This window comes from Elusimicrobiaceae bacterium (genome assembly GCA_017528825.1).
Lineage (GTDB): Bacteria > Elusimicrobiota > Elusimicrobia > Elusimicrobiales > Elusimicrobiaceae > Avelusimicrobium.
Genome location: JAFXOI010000017.1, coordinates 1 through 17,735 on the forward strand (window position 1 = coordinate 1; position 17,735 = coordinate 17,735).

General features: G+C 42.2%; 15 protein-coding genes, 1 tRNA gene and 1 pseudogene. 9 read left to right on the plus strand and 8 right to left on the minus strand.

Going from position 1 to position 17,735, the window contains the following annotated elements:
* Nucleotides 1-143: 143 nt before the first annotated feature.
* Nucleotides 144-398 (minus strand): hypothetical protein, encoded by a 255-nt coding sequence (locus IKN49_03870; GenBank protein ID MBR3632181.1) that lies wholly within the window; start codon nucleotides 396-398, stop codon nucleotides 144-146.
* Between the two features lie 303 nt (nucleotides 399-701).
* Between IKN49_03870 and IKN49_03875 the strand changes: the two genes are divergently transcribed.
* Genes IKN49_03875 through IKN49_03885 form a run of 3 tightly spaced genes read left to right on the plus strand, consistent with a single transcriptional unit; the run spans nucleotide 702 to nucleotide 3,003 of the window.
* Nucleotides 702-1,070, plus strand: coding sequence for a helix-turn-helix domain-containing protein (locus IKN49_03875; protein ID MBR3632182.1), 369 nt, complete (start codon nucleotides 702-704; stop codon nucleotides 1,068-1,070).
* A complete protein-coding gene (locus tag IKN49_03880) occupies nucleotides 1,067-1,816 on the plus strand; it encodes a hypothetical protein (GenBank protein ID MBR3632183.1) in 750 nt (249 codons plus the stop codon). The genes IKN49_03875 and IKN49_03880 overlap by 4 nt, the downstream gene beginning before the upstream one ends.
* An 8-nt stretch (nucleotides 1,817-1,824) precedes the next feature.
* Nucleotides 1,825-3,003 carry a site-specific integrase gene (locus IKN49_03885; protein ID MBR3632184.1) on the plus strand — a complete coding sequence of 393 codons (1,179 nt, stop codon included), beginning with the start codon at nucleotides 1,825-1,827 and terminating at the stop codon, nucleotides 3,001-3,003.
* 167 nt (nucleotides 3,004-3,170) lie between these two features.
* Here IKN49_03885 and IKN49_03890 read toward each other — a convergent pair.
* Nucleotides 3,171-3,257: transfer RNA gene (locus tag IKN49_03890), tRNA-Ser, on the minus strand.
* A gap of 196 nt (nucleotides 3,258-3,453) precedes the next feature.
* On the opposite strand from IKN49_03890, the gene IKN49_03895 reads away from it, so the two are divergent.
* Nucleotides 3,454-3,972, plus strand: a complete 519-nt coding sequence (locus IKN49_03895) for an NAD(P)H-dependent oxidoreductase (protein MBR3632185.1) — start codon at nucleotides 3,454-3,456, stop codon at nucleotides 3,970-3,972.
* A 145-nt stretch (nucleotides 3,973-4,117) separates the two neighbouring features.
* Here IKN49_03895 and IKN49_03900 read toward each other — a convergent pair whose 3' ends face one another.
* Entirely contained in the window at nucleotides 4,118-4,567 is a 450-nt protein-coding gene (locus tag IKN49_03900) for a C_GCAxxG_C_C family protein (protein ID MBR3632186.1), read from the minus strand.
* 84 nt (nucleotides 4,568-4,651) lie between these two features.
* Nucleotides 4,652-4,975 carry a hypothetical protein gene (locus IKN49_03905; protein MBR3632187.1) on the minus strand — a complete coding sequence of 108 codons (324 nt, stop codon included), beginning with the start codon at nucleotides 4,973-4,975 and terminating at the stop codon, nucleotides 4,652-4,654.
* A 262-nt stretch (nucleotides 4,976-5,237) separates the two neighbouring features.
* Here IKN49_03905 and IKN49_03910 point away from each other — a divergent pair, with 262 nt between their 5' ends.
* Entirely contained in the window at nucleotides 5,238-6,203 is a 966-nt protein-coding gene (locus IKN49_03910; GenBank protein ID MBR3632188.1) for an L-lactate dehydrogenase, read from the plus strand.
* Nucleotides 6,204-6,649: 446 nt separating this feature from the next.
* Here IKN49_03910 and IKN49_03915 read toward each other — a convergent pair.
* Nucleotides 6,650-6,736: pseudogene (locus IKN49_03915) on the minus strand (prepilin-type N-terminal cleavage/methylation domain-containing protein).
* A 387-nt stretch (nucleotides 6,737-7,123) separates the two neighbouring features.
* On the minus strand, nucleotides 7,124-8,416 hold the full coding sequence (locus tag IKN49_03920) for a histidine-type phosphatase (GenBank protein ID MBR3632189.1): 1,293 nt from the start codon (nucleotides 8,414-8,416) through the stop codon (nucleotides 7,124-7,126).
* A gap of 165 nt (nucleotides 8,417-8,581) precedes the next feature.
* Between IKN49_03920 and IKN49_03925 the strand changes: the two genes are divergently transcribed.
* Genes IKN49_03925 through IKN49_03935 form a run of 3 tightly spaced genes read left to right on the plus strand, consistent with a single transcriptional unit; the run spans nucleotide 8,582 to nucleotide 14,233 of the window.
* A complete protein-coding gene (locus IKN49_03925) occupies nucleotides 8,582-9,913 on the plus strand; it encodes a TolC family protein (protein ID MBR3632190.1) in 1,332 nt (443 codons plus the stop codon).
* Nucleotides 9,914-9,915: 2 nt separating this feature from the next.
* The gene (locus IKN49_03930; GenBank protein ID MBR3632191.1) at nucleotides 9,916-11,067 is read left to right on the plus strand and encodes an efflux RND transporter periplasmic adaptor subunit; all 1,152 of its coding nucleotides are present in this window, start codon (nucleotides 9,916-9,918) and stop codon (nucleotides 11,065-11,067) included.
* 7 nt (nucleotides 11,068-11,074) lie between these two features.
* On the plus strand, nucleotides 11,075-14,233 hold the full coding sequence (locus tag IKN49_03935) for an efflux RND transporter permease subunit (protein MBR3632192.1): 3,159 nt from the start codon (nucleotides 11,075-11,077) through the stop codon (nucleotides 14,231-14,233).
* A gap of 62 nt (nucleotides 14,234-14,295) precedes the next feature.
* On the opposite strand, the gene IKN49_03940 is transcribed toward IKN49_03935, so the two are convergent.
* Together IKN49_03940 and IKN49_03945 are read right to left on the minus strand one after the other, a co-directional pair.
* The gene (locus tag IKN49_03940; protein ID MBR3632193.1) at nucleotides 14,296-15,606 is read right to left on the minus strand and encodes an AAA family ATPase; all 1,311 of its coding nucleotides are present in this window, start codon (nucleotides 15,604-15,606) and stop codon (nucleotides 14,296-14,298) included.
* Nucleotides 15,607-15,673: 67 nt separating this feature from the next.
* The gene (locus tag IKN49_03945) at nucleotides 15,674-16,435 is read right to left on the minus strand and encodes a hypothetical protein (protein MBR3632194.1); all 762 of its coding nucleotides are present in this window, start codon (nucleotides 16,433-16,435) and stop codon (nucleotides 15,674-15,676) included.
* Nucleotides 16,436-16,493: 58 nt separating this feature from the next.
* Between IKN49_03945 and IKN49_03950 the strand changes: the two genes are divergently transcribed.
* Nucleotides 16,494-17,696 carry an aminopeptidase gene (locus tag IKN49_03950; GenBank protein MBR3632195.1) on the plus strand — a complete coding sequence of 401 codons (1,203 nt, stop codon included), beginning with the start codon at nucleotides 16,494-16,496 and terminating at the stop codon, nucleotides 17,694-17,696.
* Nucleotides 17,697-17,735: the final 39 nt, after the last annotated feature.

Here is a 17,735-nt window from a genome sequence, read left to right on the forward strand (position 1 = left end):
CGATAACTTCCACGGGTATTTCATCCCCCGCAATATGTGGCGGCCATCCGGCAATGACTAATTTGCACACAATAGTTTCTTTATGTGCATATACTCTTTTATGGTTGTGGTTTCCCTCTATCATAATTCACTTCCTTTTTTATTTAGTAGTTTTCACGTAAGTTATAGAACCGTTCCACATCGTCTAATAAATAGGTTTTATAGCCGCTAATGTAACGGTCCATTGGGCGCAAACCCTTTCTTTTGTAGGTAGTAGTAAGCACTACCAGCGAACATTGAAAAAGCCGCGCTACCGCCTGACGTTTCAAAAAAACATTTCCGGCAAGGTCTTTGATAACGTCCGCGGGCTTAAACATTTTTACGTCCAGTTTCTTATAAATCGGTTTTTCGTGTTCCATATATACCTACAAATCTTTGCGCCCAGTCCCCCTTTTTAGGGGTAATATGCTAAAATAAAAACGTACGGTACTCCTAGTAAAAGTCCCCGTACGTTTTTGGCTTATATTGCAACAGGTCGCTTATTCCCTGCTGCATTGCAAATTTTTCAACTACGAATTGTTATAAGCGAATTTGTTTATAAGCCAAAGTCCCGTTTATCGGGGTAGATAAGTTTAGCAATGCTAAACAATATCATAGTATATGCTTATTAAACATAATAAATGATGTTTTGTCAAGCATTATTTTGAAAAAATAGGTGTTTTATGACGAGAAAAAAAAGCGAAGACATAGCAAATAAAATTAGAATTTTTATGCTAAAGAATGGAATTTCGCAACGTGATTTAGCAAAAAAAATGAAAGTAGCTCCGCAGACAGTTAGTCGGTTTTTGACTGGCGAAAATTCATTTCGCACTGACACATTAGAAAAAATAAGCGAGGCATTAAATGTGCCCGCAAATTATTTTTTTAGCGAAGTACACGGCTCTGCTATCGGGTCAAACGCGCAAGTCAATTCTTCTGCTGATATACAGAAAGATATTAAATTACTTTCTACACAAGTGGAATTATTAACAACAAAAATGCTGATTATTGAGCAAGAAATAAAAGCTCTTAAAAAGGGGAAAGAGTTATGAGAATAGTTGTTGTTTGTTTATTTATTCTTATTGCAATGGCAAGTTGTCAAAAAATATATGAAGCTAATTTATTAAAAAAACAAGAAATTGAAAAATCTATTGAAAAAGAAGTTTGGGATAATATATTGGAAGTTAACAAAACAACCCAAGATTACAATACGTCCACCACGCCGGAAGAAATGGAAAAAGATATGCGTAAAGTGGTAGATGGTATTGTTAAAACAATGGCACAAGAAATGTTAGCACGGGCAAAGAAAATTCACGTGCCTACGCCAATGCTTCAAGACACTTCTTTTTTGTATTCTAAAGTTAAACTAAATGCTGCTATCAAACAGCAAGATACGGATATTAAGCAGTATAAAAAAGAAATAAATTTAACTATTGATGATATTATAAACGGAAGTAAAGAAGCTATGCTTACTGATTGTGCTAAAAAATATCCAAAAAGCGAATGCGAAAAATTCAAAAAACCTATAGAAGACAGCTTGGCTGGCGCGAAAAATAAGCTAACGGCCAGCATACCATTTTACGTGGACTACATAGAAGAAGAATTAAATGCAATGCGCTTTATTTCTAATCATTATAATAGTTTTACAACGTCGGGCCAGTTCCCGCATTTTACCGATGCTGCCTTGCAAAAGCAATTTATGGCCAAAATACAAGAGGTAGATAGAAAAGGCCGGGCGGTAGCGGACTTACGCAATAATGCCTGGCAGGATGCACACAATAAAGTAAGCAAGATTTAGAGAGTTTTATGCCACCCATAAACAAAATATCCGGCTTCAAAAGAAAAGGCCGCAACGGGCAGCGCTACCGCAAACAAATAAATGGCCGCGTGTATGAAAAGTATTTTACTGGCAATAAAGACCAGCGCGAACAAGCATATAAAAAATGGGTAAAGCAACTGCAAGAAAAACGCGCATCTCGCGCGGAAGACCATTCTATTACATACACGGAATTTAAGGAAAAGTTTTTATCCTATCTGCGGTTAGCAGTAGATAAAGGGACAGGCAAGCCACGTTTCAAAGACCGCACTATAGAAGAATACGAATACTGCTTAATCAATTTTGACAAAGTTATGAAACCTCATTATATGGGGGATATGGAATACTTTACGTTGGCGGAATACCGCCGCCGCATCCGTGCAGTGGCTGACGAAGAAGACGCAAATTACTACGGCGTAAATAAAAAAATGGGTTGTATTATCCGTGCGTTTAAGTGGGGAATGACGGAGGGATATGTCCCCGTTATAAATACGGCCCCGCTGGAAAAGAAATTAGACACGGGAAAAATCGTAGTACATACCATGACCCCGCGGGAAGTGTCTTTACTGCTTAAATATAGCCCGTTAAAATGGCGTGTAGCCATTAAGATAGGTTACTATACGGGCGTGCGCCCGGAAGAAATGATAAACCTACTTAAAAGTAAAATTAATTTTCAAACAGGCGTTACTAAAATATACGAACACGACGCTGATCCGAAGCGAGGCATAACGGCATGGGCGCCAAAACGGAATAAACGTCGCTTGGTATTACTGCCGCCGGACGTATTAGAAGATATTAAAAAATTACAGCCGGAAACATATATAATTTTGCGGGATAACGGTATTCCGTATAACGACACAAATTTTTCAAATTCATTTAAGGCCAACCTCAAACACGTAAATAAAGAAATACTGCGCCACGAACAAGACACGGCGCCAGTGCGCTGCACATATAAAACACTACGTAAGTCAAACATCACCACGCTTATGGATATGGGCCTGGATGAAAAAGACGCTTCGCTTGGGCTTGGGCACGCAGATAAAAAAACCAGTGAAAAGCATTATATCAATGCACTAACCTTGGCAAAACAAAAAGAGCGTGAGCAGTTAGCGCAACTAAAAAAAGTAAAAGGATATATTTTGAAGTTACCGCAAACACTGCAAAAATAGTGTCCCCAGTTCAGGTAAAAACAGTGTCCCCAGTTTGTGTCCCCTGTTTTTGGGAATTAAATACCTTAATTTAAGTTACTACCCATTACTACAAATTAGCAGGTTTTACGACGAAAAACAAAATAAAAATCCCCGCTTTCGGCGGGGATTATATGTTTAGACGGATACGGAGAGGGAGAGATTCGAACTCTCGATACGGTTTCCCGTATGCAGTCTTTCCAGGACTGTGCCTTAAACCACTCGGCCACCTCTCCAAAAAATTCGTCGGAAAGTATATATATTATAGCAAATTCTGTGAAATTTTGAAAAATAGCCACTAAAAAATTATTTCTACTCGTATATTTTTTCCAATGAAAGGCATTGAAAAAATGTAGAATTAGAGTAAACTTATAAAAGGGATGGTGTGGGGAATATAGTACGTACCTATGACCATAGAAACGGGGAGGACACATGCCAAAAAACTTGATCATCTATTATTCGCGCAGAGGGGAAAATTACTTTGGCGGCGAAATCCGTGTCATTGAAAAGGGAAATACGGAACAAGTGGCACAATTTATTCAAGCGGCGGTGGGGGGAGATTTATTTGAAGTGGAAACCGTCAAGCCGTATCCGCCGGCTTATAAGGCATGTATTGAGCAAGCCAAACACGAACTATGCGATGAGGCCCGCCCTGCCCTTAAAAAATATATATCTGATATTTCCGAGTATGACAATATCTTTATTTGCGGACCCTGTTGGTGGGGGAGATTCCCGATGGCCGTTTTCAGTCTGTTGGAAAAATTAGATTTTACCGGCAAGAAAGTAATGGGACTTATGACACATGAAGGTAGCGGACTGGGAAATACGGAGCGGGATTTAAAGAAATTTTGCCCCGGGGCGACTTTCGGACAGGCGCTGGCGGTACATGGTTCTTATGTAAAGAACAGCCAAGAAATGGTTACTGCGTGGGCAAAAGAACAAATCGGTTAATTTTTAATGCACTTGCCCAAGTGTGTTATAAAAAGTAGAGTAGAAGAAATAGCTAACGTGTGCGGATTCATAATTTATATAAATAAGGAGAAAGTATGAAAAAATTCCCCGGTCTTAAAACCGGGGAATTTTTTGCGTGAACTGCTTACAAATTTTGCTCTGCTAAATACTTTTCCAAAATGGCGGCGGCACTTTTTACTTTATCTGCACAGGGTCGTGCGTGATAATAGGCCTGCGTGCGCGGTTGAGGCGCGGGTTGATTGGCACAAGAAAGCCCCAATAATTCACGGCAAATGATAGAGCCGTTTTCTTCTTTGAAACGATTGCATAGCTCTTTTATATGTGCGTAAAACGCTGTTTTGGCCGCGTGGTCGGTAGGATCCTTGGGAGCGTGTTTTAAGGAAAATACCATACACATCGCACTCACCGCACCGCATACTTCGCGCTGACCCCCTAGTCCGCCACCAAAACAGGCGGCTGCGGCTAAGGCCTGCTCTCGACTGAGGCCGACTTCGTCAGCGTACGCGCATAATACGGCCTGCGCGCAATTATGTCCGGACAAAAATAATTCTTTTGCTTGTTCTGCTTTGCTCATGTTCAATAGTATAGCATTTGTGCAGGCATGAGGCCTACATGCAAAAAACGTCGAACAGAAAACTGAGGGAAAATTTCCTAGCAATTAGTGGCTTTGTTGGGCTTGTTGTACCAGCGTGAGAATAAAATCCAAATTTTTTTTAGATAAGTATATGGTGATGTTTATATCTTTTTTAGAGTGCATCCAACTTAACCAGTTGTTGTTCAAATTGTTAGGTTGTACGGGGCCTACTATTAGCGAGTGGCTGAGTGCAAAATCGGATCTAGTAAATGAATAGGAGAAATAATCCAAGCACAAAGCTTTCCCCATCGTGCTTACAATCAATTTATCATAGTATACATCTAACTTTAATGTGTTTTTACATCTTATAGAGCCGATGTTTCCACCTAAAAAACGGAGTTTTTTCAAGGGATTGGGGAAAAGCCGTCGGAGTTCTTTGTAGTCATTGGGTAGAAAACAGGAAACGCTTGCTCTGAGTATATACCAAATTAATACAAAAGAACTGCAGAAAATTAAAAACATCAAAACACTGACAACATACATAGATGTAATTTCTCCTTATTGCAGATTGTAGCATTTTACTCTTCAAGGTTTGTCTTATTTAGTTTTAATCAAAAGTTTACTACGGGGAGGTTAAAACAATGTGGTACAATACCAAACAGGAGGAATTATGGAACAAAACTGTACAAATTGTGTCAATTTTAGAAAAGTAGTGATTATCGGATGCGGATTTGTGGGGTCAGCTTCAGCATTTAGTTTAATGCAAAGCGGCTTGTTTAGAGAAATGGTATTAATAGATGCAGATCCTGCCAAAGCGGAAGGGGAAGCTTTGGATATCAGTCACGGGGTGGCCTTTGCCAAACCGATGAAAATTTATGCCGGTACATACGATGATGTTAAAAATGCTTCGGTGGTGATTATTACTGCCGGTGCGGCGCAAAAACCCGGTGAAACGCGCTTGGATTTAGTTAAGAAAAATATCGCAATTTATAAATCCATTATTCCGCAAATCAAACAACGTGATTTCAAAGGTATTTTGCTCATAGTGTCTAATCCGGTAGATATTTTGACGACGGTAGCGGTTAAACTTAGCGGACTGGCGGAGAATCGTGTGATTGGTTCGGGTACCGTGCTGGATACCGCACGACTCAAATATGAAATCGGGCGACATCTAAACGTGGACAGCCGCAGTGTGCATGCTTTTATTATCGGTGAACACGGTGACAGCGAAATAGCCGCCTTTAGCAGTGCTAATGTATCGGGTATTAAGTTGGACGATTTCTGCGAAATGCGCGGGCACTTTGAACATGCCAAAGCCAGTGCAGAAATTGCCGATCGTGTGAAAAACAGCGCGTATGAGATTATTGCCAAAAAGAAGGCGACCTATTACGGCATAGCGGCGGCAGTAAAGCGTATTTGCGAAGCAATTGTACGTAACGAACGTTCTATTTTACCGGTATCTTCTATGATACACGACGTGTACGGCATTGACGGACTGGCACTGAGTATGCCGGCTATCGTGGGTTCGGAGGGAGTAGAAACGCTTGTGCCGCTCAAACTTAACGAGGACGAAACCAAACGGTTGCAGGCTTCGGCTAAAGTGCTCCAAGACATTTTAGCGCAAAATGAAATATAGATAGGAAAAAATAAGGGCGGCTACTGAGCCGCCCTATCAGATTATTTTTCCCAGAAATCAAATTGTTCGTAATTTTCTGGTAGGCCTACAGAAGAACAAGAAACTGTACCTTCAAAACAGGCACAAGTAGTTAATTTCCCTTTTCTATAATCGTAACCACACTCTATGTTGTAATGATCTTTGTAATCTATCTCTAATGGTCCACCACTAAACCAGATTTTCCAATCACCTAAAGAAGCGACTTCTTGTCCTCCTTCTCCGTATTCTGTATCAAATTTTGTTTGATCTCCAAAGGTACGATATAATACAGTGTTGGAAACTTCAGAAGCGTTTTCTACTTCTGCCTTGCAATTATTGGCTTGCTCTATGTAACAAAGGGAATATTCTTCCATTAATCTTTTGACAGCCGGCTTAATTTGGGCGCGGCGGCTTTTGGCTACCGCTTTTTCATATTGCGGAAGTGCAATGGCAGACAAAATGCCGATGATTAAAACAACTACTAATAATTCTATTAAGGTAAAACCTTTTTTCATAAAACACCTCGTTTTGGGGGTCAGCTTAGATAAAAAGGCCATAAAATAGCGGCGTATTACCTAAGCTATTCCACTAACCTGTGTAATAATCGCCGCCAGCCCGCCCCCGAAGGGGCGGACAGAAACGAGGCGACTATTTGGTGGAGTGGAATATGCCTTGTGCGTGAGCACCTAGCTATGCGTGGGCCGAACCCGCGCTTCCAACAAATAATCCTATTAAATAATCCAAATGTTCTTAACTTTCTTTTTTCTCCTTATTACTATAACTGTTTCCATTATAGCAAAGAAATAGTTTGTGTAGAAAATAGTATAAACGAAAAAATAGTTTGCCAATTCTTATCTAATAAAAGCCCTTACTGAGGAGTAAGGGCTTTTATGTGGAATGATTTATTTGTATTGCTTTTTGAGTGTTTTGTAGGCTTTGATAGCTTTTTCAAAACGTTGTTGTACTTCTGCTAATGTATATAAACCATCCTCATTGGGGGTCAGGCCTTGCAGGTGCAACGGAAATACTGCCGGCGGAGTGTCTAAAGATAGCATCGAGCGCTGACGTAACTGATCCGTTGTTTGATAGACTAGGTTAATCGATACATATTCTTTGCCGTCTTTTCCAAGCCATTTATTGAATAACACTTTAGAACCGATAGGGGTCGTTTTCTGTATGCTGTTAGGTACGGAATAGGGTTCTACTTCCAAGGCCGTCAGTACGCTGGCTAAATTGGAGTCGTGTCCGCACAAAAAGGTAAATTTGCGTTTGTTATTCTTTAACTCTTTGTGCATCACTTTCAGCAACGGGTGGGCCACATTAACCGCTATAGCCGGTGCCGTAAACAACACGTCTCCGTAGAAATCTTTAATGCGGGCAATCTGATCCCATTGCTTTTCAGTCAACGTACGGCCGAAAGCCGCAGTACGGGGATTGGGCTCTTCGTAGTATTGCAAGATGAGCGCATCGCTGGCTTTTTCGGCCAGTTTCAAAGAGCCGCGCATGGCGGGTTCTTTATGTAAGTTGAGTATGATTTCCGTATCATTGGTGCCAAAATGGGTAAGCTCATTATTTTTTACCATGTCGGATTTCGATAAATCCAACACTTTTTCCAACAGAGCCATCTCTTGGGCCACTTGTTCTCCGATGCCTTGCAAACCTTTTTCTCCGCCCATAGCGGCAATTTGTTGTAAGGCCAATGCGCGGAATTGATCGCTGACAAAAATTAAACGTGGCTCAAAAACAGGGTCCATGCGGCTGGGAGCATATTTGTGTTTGATGCGTACATTGGCCACCGGTAACATACCGCTGGAAAAATACTGCGCGGTGGCAATGGTGCGTTGCATGGAATTAGCATAAAAAAGTACTTCGCCGGAGCGAGGAATGTAATTTTCCGTGATCAGTCCTTGGCTGACTAACCATTTGCGGAAATACTGCCCCATGAGAGTTTCTAATTCTCCTCCGAGTAAGGAGAGTTCGCTGGGGCCGGAGGACCAGTTAAACCAACTGTGTGGTGTTAAACGCGCTAGCGCGGAACCATATCCCGATAGTGGGGATCGAATATTATGACGGCTGAGGACCAATACTTGTTTTAGCGTGTATTGATCTTGATGCTGTAATGGTTGCTGTGCGTAAGTAAATACACTGCCCAATAACAGGGAAACAACGACGGCTATAAAGCCTTTTTTTAGCATAATTACCTCCTGGGGAAATAACAACTTCTTTTATTTTAACACATATTTGTTGCCAATAGTGAAGAATGATGTCTGAGAATTAGGTTGTTTTGTATAATATATACAGGTGAATATGCCGGTTTTGAGCGGCATAGGGTACCATTTTGTGAAATATAAGGAATTAATATGAAAAAACATATAGCTTTATTAGCCGTATTGGCCCTTGCGTGGCCAGCCGCGGCCTTTGATCCGCTCGGCGCACATAAAATAAGCGCTCCGACAGGCTGCATAGATAAGGATGTAGCCACAGAGGAATTGACTTTAGATGATTTGATACAAATTGGCATTTGTACCAATCCGTCCTTAAGTGCTAGTTACATGGGGGTAAAAGCCTCGGAATCGGGATTGGGAGCCGCTCGTTCTGAATATTTGCCGTCTATTAATTTAACCGGTACGGGTAACATCACCGGCGAAAAAGTAGAGCATGGTCATTATATACAAGGAGAGCCATATAGCGGAAAAGCCGAAGCCTCTTGGTTGTTATTTGATTTCGGCGGTCGCGAAGCGCGGCAAAATAGCACTCGTTCTTATGTTGAGGCGGCCCGTTACGGGTATGATGCTTCCGTGCAACAAATGGTACTTTCCGTTCAGACCGCATACTTAAATTTATTAGCTGCGCAAGAAAGTTTGATCAGTGCCAAAGCCAGTTTGGAAACCTATAAACATTCTTATGAAGAAGCCGAAAAACGATATAAATTAGGGATGGTATCGTTGAGTGATAAACTGCAATCTAAAACCAGCTATGAACAATCTGTTTTGACGGTTGTCCTAGCCGAAAATAACATTAAACAGCAATCGGGTAATTTGGCTGTTTTGATTAATTTATCTCCAGATACTGTTATTCATTTGGCAAAACCGGTTTATAAAGACCAAATTATTGAAATTGAAAACGATAATGTAGAAGAACTTATGAAAATGGCCTTGCAGAATCGTCCGGAGCTGCGGGCACAAGAGCGCAAACAACAAGCTGCTAAATCGGATTTAACTACTTCCAAAACTAATTTACTACCGCGTATTAGTGCAAATGCCTCGGTGGAATATAATGACAACTGGAAACATAGCTTTCCTTATAATACGAACAATTCTGCCGGTCTTTTGGTGACGATGCCTTTGTTTGCGGGATTTTCTAATATGTATAAAATTCAACAAGCATCTTATGCTTATGAGCAACAACAACGCACCACGGATAATTTGAAATTGCAAGTCCAAAATGAAGTATGGCAAGCATATCAAAATTATAAAACAGCTATTCGTTCGTATGAAATCAGTCAAACGGTATTAGAAAGTGCTGAAGAAAACCACCGCGTGGCGTTCCGCTATTATGAACTGGGTAAAGAAGATATTATCAATTTACTTAACGCAGTGTCTCGGTTGGCGGATGCCCGTCAGACGAAAATTACTTCGTTTTACGCAGTATTATTAAGCAAAGCCAATTTATATAGGAGTATCGGAAAATAATTATGAAAAAAGAGACGATTATTACTTGTAGTAAATATGCCCTAGTGTTGCTATTGGGGGGAGTGTTAGGTTTTATCATAAAAGGTAAATTAGCCGGTGGCGGTCAAATGAATATGGGTGGTGCAGCGCCAGCTAGTGTGCTGACACAAACCATGAAAAAGCGCACCGTTGCATTGGGAAAAAATTTTATTGCTAAGGTGGAAGCAATTAACGCTTCGGATGTTATTCCACAAGTATCTGGATATATTGATAAGGTGCTGTTTGAGGAAGGATCTTTTGTAAAAGAAGGAGATGTTTTATTTGTCATCGACCAAGCCCGTTATAAAGCGGCTGTTACTGCTGCGGAAGCGGATTTAGAAAAGGCAAAAGCTACGGAGAAACAGCAAGCTAGCCATTTCAAACGGGAACAATCCTTGTATAAGGAAAAAATGCTTTCTCAGGCAGATTTGGAAGTGGCAGAAAGCAATTATACCAATGCCCAGGCCAATGTGAAGGCTGCTCAAGCCAGCTTGGATTTAGCGAGATTAAATTTAGAATATACGGAAGTCAAATCTCCCATCAGCGGATATATCGGTAAAGCCCTGATGACCAAGGGAAATTATACCAATGCCGCGGTCAGCAAATTAGCTCGTGTGATTCAAATGGATCCGGTGCGGGTAGTTTTCTCCATTACCGATAAAGAACGTTTATCCGGTATGGATCAATTGACCACGCATCAGCCGGACATCCAAGTGGCCTTGCCTAACGGGGAAACGATTGATTTACCATCGGCAAATGTATTTTCCGATAATGAAATTAATGCTCAAACGGCTACCATGGCTGTCTATGCACAAGCTGACAATGCCCAAAATAAACTTATTCCCGGTAACTATGTGAATGTAACAGTTAGTTTGGATAAGTTCCGTCCCATGATTTTAGTGCCGCAAACCTCTGTCTCGCAGGACGCGGTGGGGCAATATGTGATGACGGTAGATGATAATGATACTATTGTACAGAAATATATTGCTCTTGGGGATGTAGTCGGTACCAATTATGTAGTCGTTTCCGGCTTAGAAGACGGGGACAGGGTTGTTACCATTGGTCAACAAAAATTGCAAAACGGGCAGAAAGTGACAGTCAGCCAAGTGGAAGCTGAGTCCGATCAGAAGGAGTAAATAAAGTATGTTTTCGAATTTCTTCATCCGCAGACCTCGCTTTGCACTCGTTATTTCATTACTACTCTGTTTGGCGGGGGGGATTGCTATCAAATCCCTACCCATTGCCTTGTATCCGGAAATTACGCCACCACAAATTGTGGTCTTGGCTACTTATCCGGGCGCGAGTGCCGAAGTAATAGCTAAAACAGTAGGGATTCCACTGGAAGCACAAGTTAACGGGGTAGAAGATATGTTGTATATGAGTTCGGACTCTGCCGATGGCTCATATATGCTTTCTGTTACGTTCAAAACCGGTGTGGACCCGGATATCGCACAGGTGAAAGTGCAGAACCGCGTTTCTCAAGCCACTCCGCTGTTGCCTACAGAAGTAACTCGCCAAGGGATTCGCGTATTACGCCGCTCGTCCAACATTTTGGGACTAGTATCCTTTACCGATAAAAGCGGCCGGATGAGCGATTTGGAAATGAGTGATTACCTCAACAACAATGTGCAGAAAAATATTTCTCGTATAGACGGTGTTGGAGAGGCGCGTGTGTTCGGGGCTAATAAAAGTATGCGCGTGTGGCTAGACTCTGATAAAATGGCTGCACTAAACATTTCCATCGCAGACGTTAAAGCTGCCATTGCCAGCCAAAATTATCAGCCTTCTTTAGGTAAAATAGGTGCGCAGCCCAATGACGGAACAGTGCTTACGATTTATGCGTTACAAACCGATGGTCGCTTAAATGATCCGGAAGATTTCAAAAATATCATTATCCGCACGGATGATCAGGGCGGTATTGTGCGTTTGTCCGAAATTGCGCGCGTGGGAGAAGGGAAAGAAACCTATGGTTTGGGAGGTTCTTTTGACGGAATAATTTCCAACCCAATCATGATAAACCTATCTTCTGGAGCCAATGCTATTGAAACTATGGAATTAGTTAAAGCCGAGCTCAAACGTTTGTCGCAGTTTTTCCCGGAAGGGCTTACCTATGATTTTGCGTTTGACACTACTGATTTTATTAATGCCTCTATCGATGAAGTAGTGTTGACGCTGTTTATTACGTTCCTGTTGGTGGTCATTGTTTGTTATGTATTTTTACAAGACTGGCGCGCTACCTTAGTACCTGCGGCTACGATTCCGGTTTCTTTGCTCGGTACCTTTGCCGTGATGTTGGCACTGGGTTATTCCATTAACCTGTTCACCTTGTTTGCCTTGGTATTGGCTATCGGTCTAGTAGTGGATGATGCTATTTGTGTGGTGGAACGTGTCATTTATTTGATGAATAAAGAAAACCAACCGCCGATTGATGCCACCACGCAAGCCATGAGCGAATTGTCCGGTGCGCTAATCGCTACCACGCTGGTTATTTTGGCCATTTTTGTGCCAATCACGTTTATGGGCGGTATTACTGGGGAAATTTATAAACAATTTGCAATCACTATTTCCACAGCGGTATGTTTTTCTACCTTAAATGCCCTGTCCTTATCTCCGGCTATTTGTGCTACCATGCTACATAAAATTCCGGAAACAAAAATTACGGTGTTGCGTTGGTTCAATTTAGCCGTACAACGTGGTGCTAGAGGATACAAAAATATGGTTAGTTCCATTGCCCGAAAACTGGCAGTAATTGCGCTGTTGTTTGTGGCAATTGTAGCGGCGAATATATTGTTTATCAAGGTATCTCAAACCTCCTTTATTCCGTTGGAAGACCAGGGTATTATCATATTAGATATGCAGTTGCCGGAAGGTTCCACTTTTGCCCGTACAAAAGAATTAATGGATCGTTTGATTAAGCAAGTAAAAGAAACCGAAGGGGTGAAACATATTGCCACTGTGCTCGGTTATAGTTTAACGTCCGGCAGCGGAGAAAACGTGGGTATCGGATTTATATCGTTACAACCCTGGGGTACCCGCCCGACACCGGGATTGTGGGGAATGGTCAAGAAATTATTGGGTGGCAAACCCAAGGATTTATCACAAGGAGCAATAGCCCAGCGCCTGATGGGGCAATTGAGCCAAATTCCGGAAGCCAATGTGATGATTATGGAAATGCCTTCTATTCCGGGATTAGGTACTTCCAGCGGTTTGGCTTTGATGATACAGTCCTTAAATGATTTTGATTATCAAAAATTAGCTAATACCGCTAATGGAGTAGGCTATCAAATGATGATGGATCCGACGATGGCTATGGCCTATTCTACTTTCCGCGCCAATACACCTAACATTTACTTAGATGTGAACCGCGCCAAAGCCGAATCCATGAAAGTGCCGGTGTCTAGTGTGTTCTCCGTCTTGGAAAATTACTTGGGTTCCTCTTATGTAGGGGATGTGAACTTCGGCACGCAAGTAAACAAAGTTATTTTACAATCTGAAAGTAAATACCGCATGACGCCGGAAAATATTAACAAAATGTATGTGGTCAATGCCTATGGGGAACAAGTTCCGTTAATGGCATTGGTGGACTTAAAGTATATTTTGTCTCCGCGTCAAATTACGCGCTATAACCAGTATCCGGCTGCCAAGATCATGGCCAGCCCAAGTGCCGGTTCGAGCACCGGGGCGGCGATGGACCGTACGGAGCAAATTTTGCAAAACTTACCTCCGGGTTATGCTTATGAATGGACGGATGTGAGCTATCAGGAAAAGAAAAACCGCGGACAGCTGACTATATTGATTTTATTGGCGGTCTTGTTTGCCTATTTGTTCTTGGTAGCACAATACGAGAGTATGACCATTCCTATACCGGTGTTGATGTCTGTAATTGCGGCGGTATTTGGTGGATTATTGGGTTTGTGGATTACAGACTTGCCTTTGAGTATTTATGCACAACTTGGACTAGTATTGTTGGTTGGTTTGGCCGCCAAAAATGCGATTCTGATTGTGGAATTTGCCAAGGATGAACGTGCTCACGGAAGTAGTGTAGAAGATGCTGCCTTAAACGGACTTACACAGCGTTTCCGTCCGGTGCTGATGACCGCTTTCACTTTCATTTTGGGTATGTTGCCCATGGTTATGGCCACAGGAGCAGGTGCAGCCAGCCGCCGCGCGTTGGGGGTGCCTGTGTTTTACGGAATGCTTGTCGGTACATTAGCCGGATTGTTCTTAATTCCGTTGTTCTATATCCTGATCCAAACAGGGGTAGATAAATGGAAGAATCGCAAGAAACAGAAATCTGCTTAACGATACATCAAAAAGCCTCCCATTCGGGAGGCTTTTTTACCCGTAAATTCTCAAAGACAAATTTATCTGTTTATGGTATTAAAAAAATGTACTATACGAGGATCACATCGAATATCTCGCACCGTAATCGGTTTTTTAAAAGTAACTCCGCTCAAAGTGCGGCAACGACTTAAGGCCACATAGGTTTGACCGGTTGCAAATGCACCGCTGCCCATATCCACATAAATACCGTCAAAAGTTAATCCTTGACTCTTGTGTATGGTGATAGCCCACGCCAGTTTAAGCGGATATTGCTTAAAAAATCCCTTTACTTTCGGTTCGAGTTTTTGGGTAAGCGGATTGAATTCGTAGCGGATATCTTCCCACACGTGGGGTTCTACTTGGTAGATATTTCCTTTCAGTTCTACTTTGATAAAATCGGGTCCCAAATCATATATGGTACCAATGTCTCCATTGACCCAAAAAGAATCTTTTTGATTGGTCAGCATCATGATTTTGGCCCCGCGTTTTAAGTGCAGATTTTCTTCTGCGGGAACATTTTTTTTCTTAAATGTTTCGTCTATTACAGCCGGATAAATAAATTCTTCGCCTGTCAGTTGTGCCAAGTGTGCCCGGTTGCGCCACGCGGCCCCGGCATTGGTAGTGGAAAGGATGATGCTATGCTCCAAGTCAGAAGGCTCTTTTGAAGTGATACGGGTATTTAGAAAATGATCGAGTTCTGCTTGGGTAATGTGGTTTGAACGTATTTTGTTGAGTAGCAGTGCAAAATTTCGGTCGTCCTGTTGGCGGAAAATGCGGGTTAATTCAAATACTTCTAAATGGATGTTGCGTAAAACATGGGCATCAAAAAAATAGGGGCTTCGATATTGCGCCTGGAAATAATCAAAGAGGCCGTCTGCCGGAGATTCTTCTACGGGGGGTAATTGAAATAAATCCCCAAACAAAATAATCTGTTTGCCCCCAAATGGAACATCGCTATGTGTGGAAATACGCAAAATATAATCCATCGCATCGAGCAAATCAGCCCGAAGCATAGAAGCTTCATCAATGATGAGGGTATCGATAGCTTCTACTATGCGGCGCGGCAATTTCTTTAGATTATCCGTATCTAATAAATTGCTTGGTTTGAGATGAAAAAAGGAATGAACGGTCTGGCCTCGGACGTTTACTGCGGCAATACCGGTAGTAGCCAGTACGACGGCATTTTTGGGAGTGTGCTGAGCAAAATAACGCAGCAAGGTTGTTTTACCGGTACCGGCTTTTCCTGTAATAAAGACAAACGGAGCCCGTGTCACCGGCGCTTCCAGCAGTGCCAGGGCATCTTTCCACTCATCTGTAAATTCTATTTGTTTGTCCGGAAAAGATTCGTGCATGTAGTTATTATACTAATTCAAACAAAACAGCCGCCCTTGTTGGGCGGCTGTTTGATTAGAGAATTCATTAGAACAAATACGGTGCCAGCAGAAACGATAAAATCATCTCTACTGAATAACTGGTTACGTTGATGGCAAAACTAAGATTTAAGGCATCGCGGACAGTCAGGCGTTTTCGGTTACATAGCCATAAAAAGCCCGTTTCAAACAATAAGCACGCTATCCAAATTACCCACGGTTGTGGCATCCACGGTCCTAATACTCGCCAGGACAGCGGCAGGGTAAGCAAGTTAGCCGCCAGTACCGAATATAAAATGCGGTAGCTTTTGCGCGTGTAGTATAAATAGGCCCAAGCGGCCACCAACTCCAGCACAATAATAATAATGAAAGAGGTCCACGCATCGGCACGCAATAAATCATGGCTCATCGGTTCGCTAGGTGCTAATTCTACTTGTAAATCTTTATCTCGCACAATTACGTGAAAATTGCTACGTAGTCTTTGCGGAGTGGCAAATACATTACTGGTACGTTTTATTCCGTCGGAAAAATCTAATACCAGTTTTTGATAGGGGGCATATTCATAGGCGATAGAAAAACAATTATGGGCTTGGCAGTATAATCTTTGTAGTCCATACGTGCCCAATGGAGCACTTTGCAGACATTGATTATCCTGACATTGAATTTGCTCACTGGTTTGCGGCAAGACCGTCGGTTGGTTTTGCGGAGAGGAATAGATAAATGTAAAATCCATTTCCGGTTTAGGCGCTACGCCGGCCCACAAAGGAGCAAATACGACTAAACAACAGACAAAAATAAAAAGTTTTTTCATAGCTCAGTCCTCTATATTTGCTATTATAACATTATCTTACTTGGAAGGGGAATGTATGATTTTTACCAATACACAACTAAATCGATATGCAGACGTCATGGTGTGGGCGATGGAGAATGCCCGCCGCGGCGGTAAATTCAAAAAATATGATACGGTGTTAATCCGTTGCGAAGTGGGGGCTATGCCGTTAGCACAGGCCGTGTATAGTCGTCTACTAGAAAAACGCTATCATCCGATGGTGCGTTTTATTACGCCGGAAGGATTTCAACAGGCTTTTTATTCATTAGCCGATGCCAAACAACTGGCTTATATTGCACCGGGAGAAGAAGCGTTCCAAAACTCTCTAAACGGGATGATTGCTTTGCGTGCGCCCGAAGATTTGATGGCCCTTAAAAACGTAAATCCTGCCCGCATCGGTCAAGCTGCCGTGGCGCGTAAAAAATTGCGTGAAATTTTGGACCGCACCGAACAAGCCGGTCAATTTTCGTGGACATTGTGCAATTACCCGACGCAGGAATTAGCCGATAAAGCAGGGTTAAGTTTGAAAGAATATGCCGCTCAAATGGTCAAGGCATGTTTTTTGAACGAAAAAGATCCGGTGGCAAAATGGAAAGAGGTGATGAAACAAATTGAGCAAACCGGCAAATGGCTCAACAGTTTGAAGATAGACCGTTTGCACGTGCAAAGTGTGCATATGGATTTTGAGGTGCTGATGGGGGAAAAACGCAAATTTATCTCCGGAGGCGGCAACAATATCCCGTCTTTTGAAATTTTTACTTCACCGGACTGGCGCGGTACGCGCGGTGTGTATTTTGCAGATTTGTCCTCTTATCGTAGCGGTAATTATGTCAAAGGCGTTCGTCTGGAATTTAAGGAAGGGCGCGTGGTAAAAGCCACTGCCGAAAAAGGCCAAGATTTCTTACGCAAAATGTTAGCGATGGATCGCGGGGCGTCCCAAATCGGGGAGTTTTCACTCACGGACCGTCGGTTTTCTAAAATTGACAAATTCATGGCCGATATTTTGTTTGACGAAAATTTCGGCGGCAAACACGGTAATTGCCACGTGGCCGTCGGGTCCAGTTATGCCGATACCTTTGCCGGAGATGTGCGCAAACTGGACAAAAAACTCAAAGAAAAGTTGGGCTATAATGAATCTGCTTTGCATTGGGATTTGATTAATACGGAAGATAAAACCGTACACGCCACCGTCAAAGGCGGCAAAAAAATCCTAATTTACCAAAAAGGCCAGTTCTGTCTGTAAGAGTGAATATAGGATCTAAAAAAACCCCGCTCACAAGAG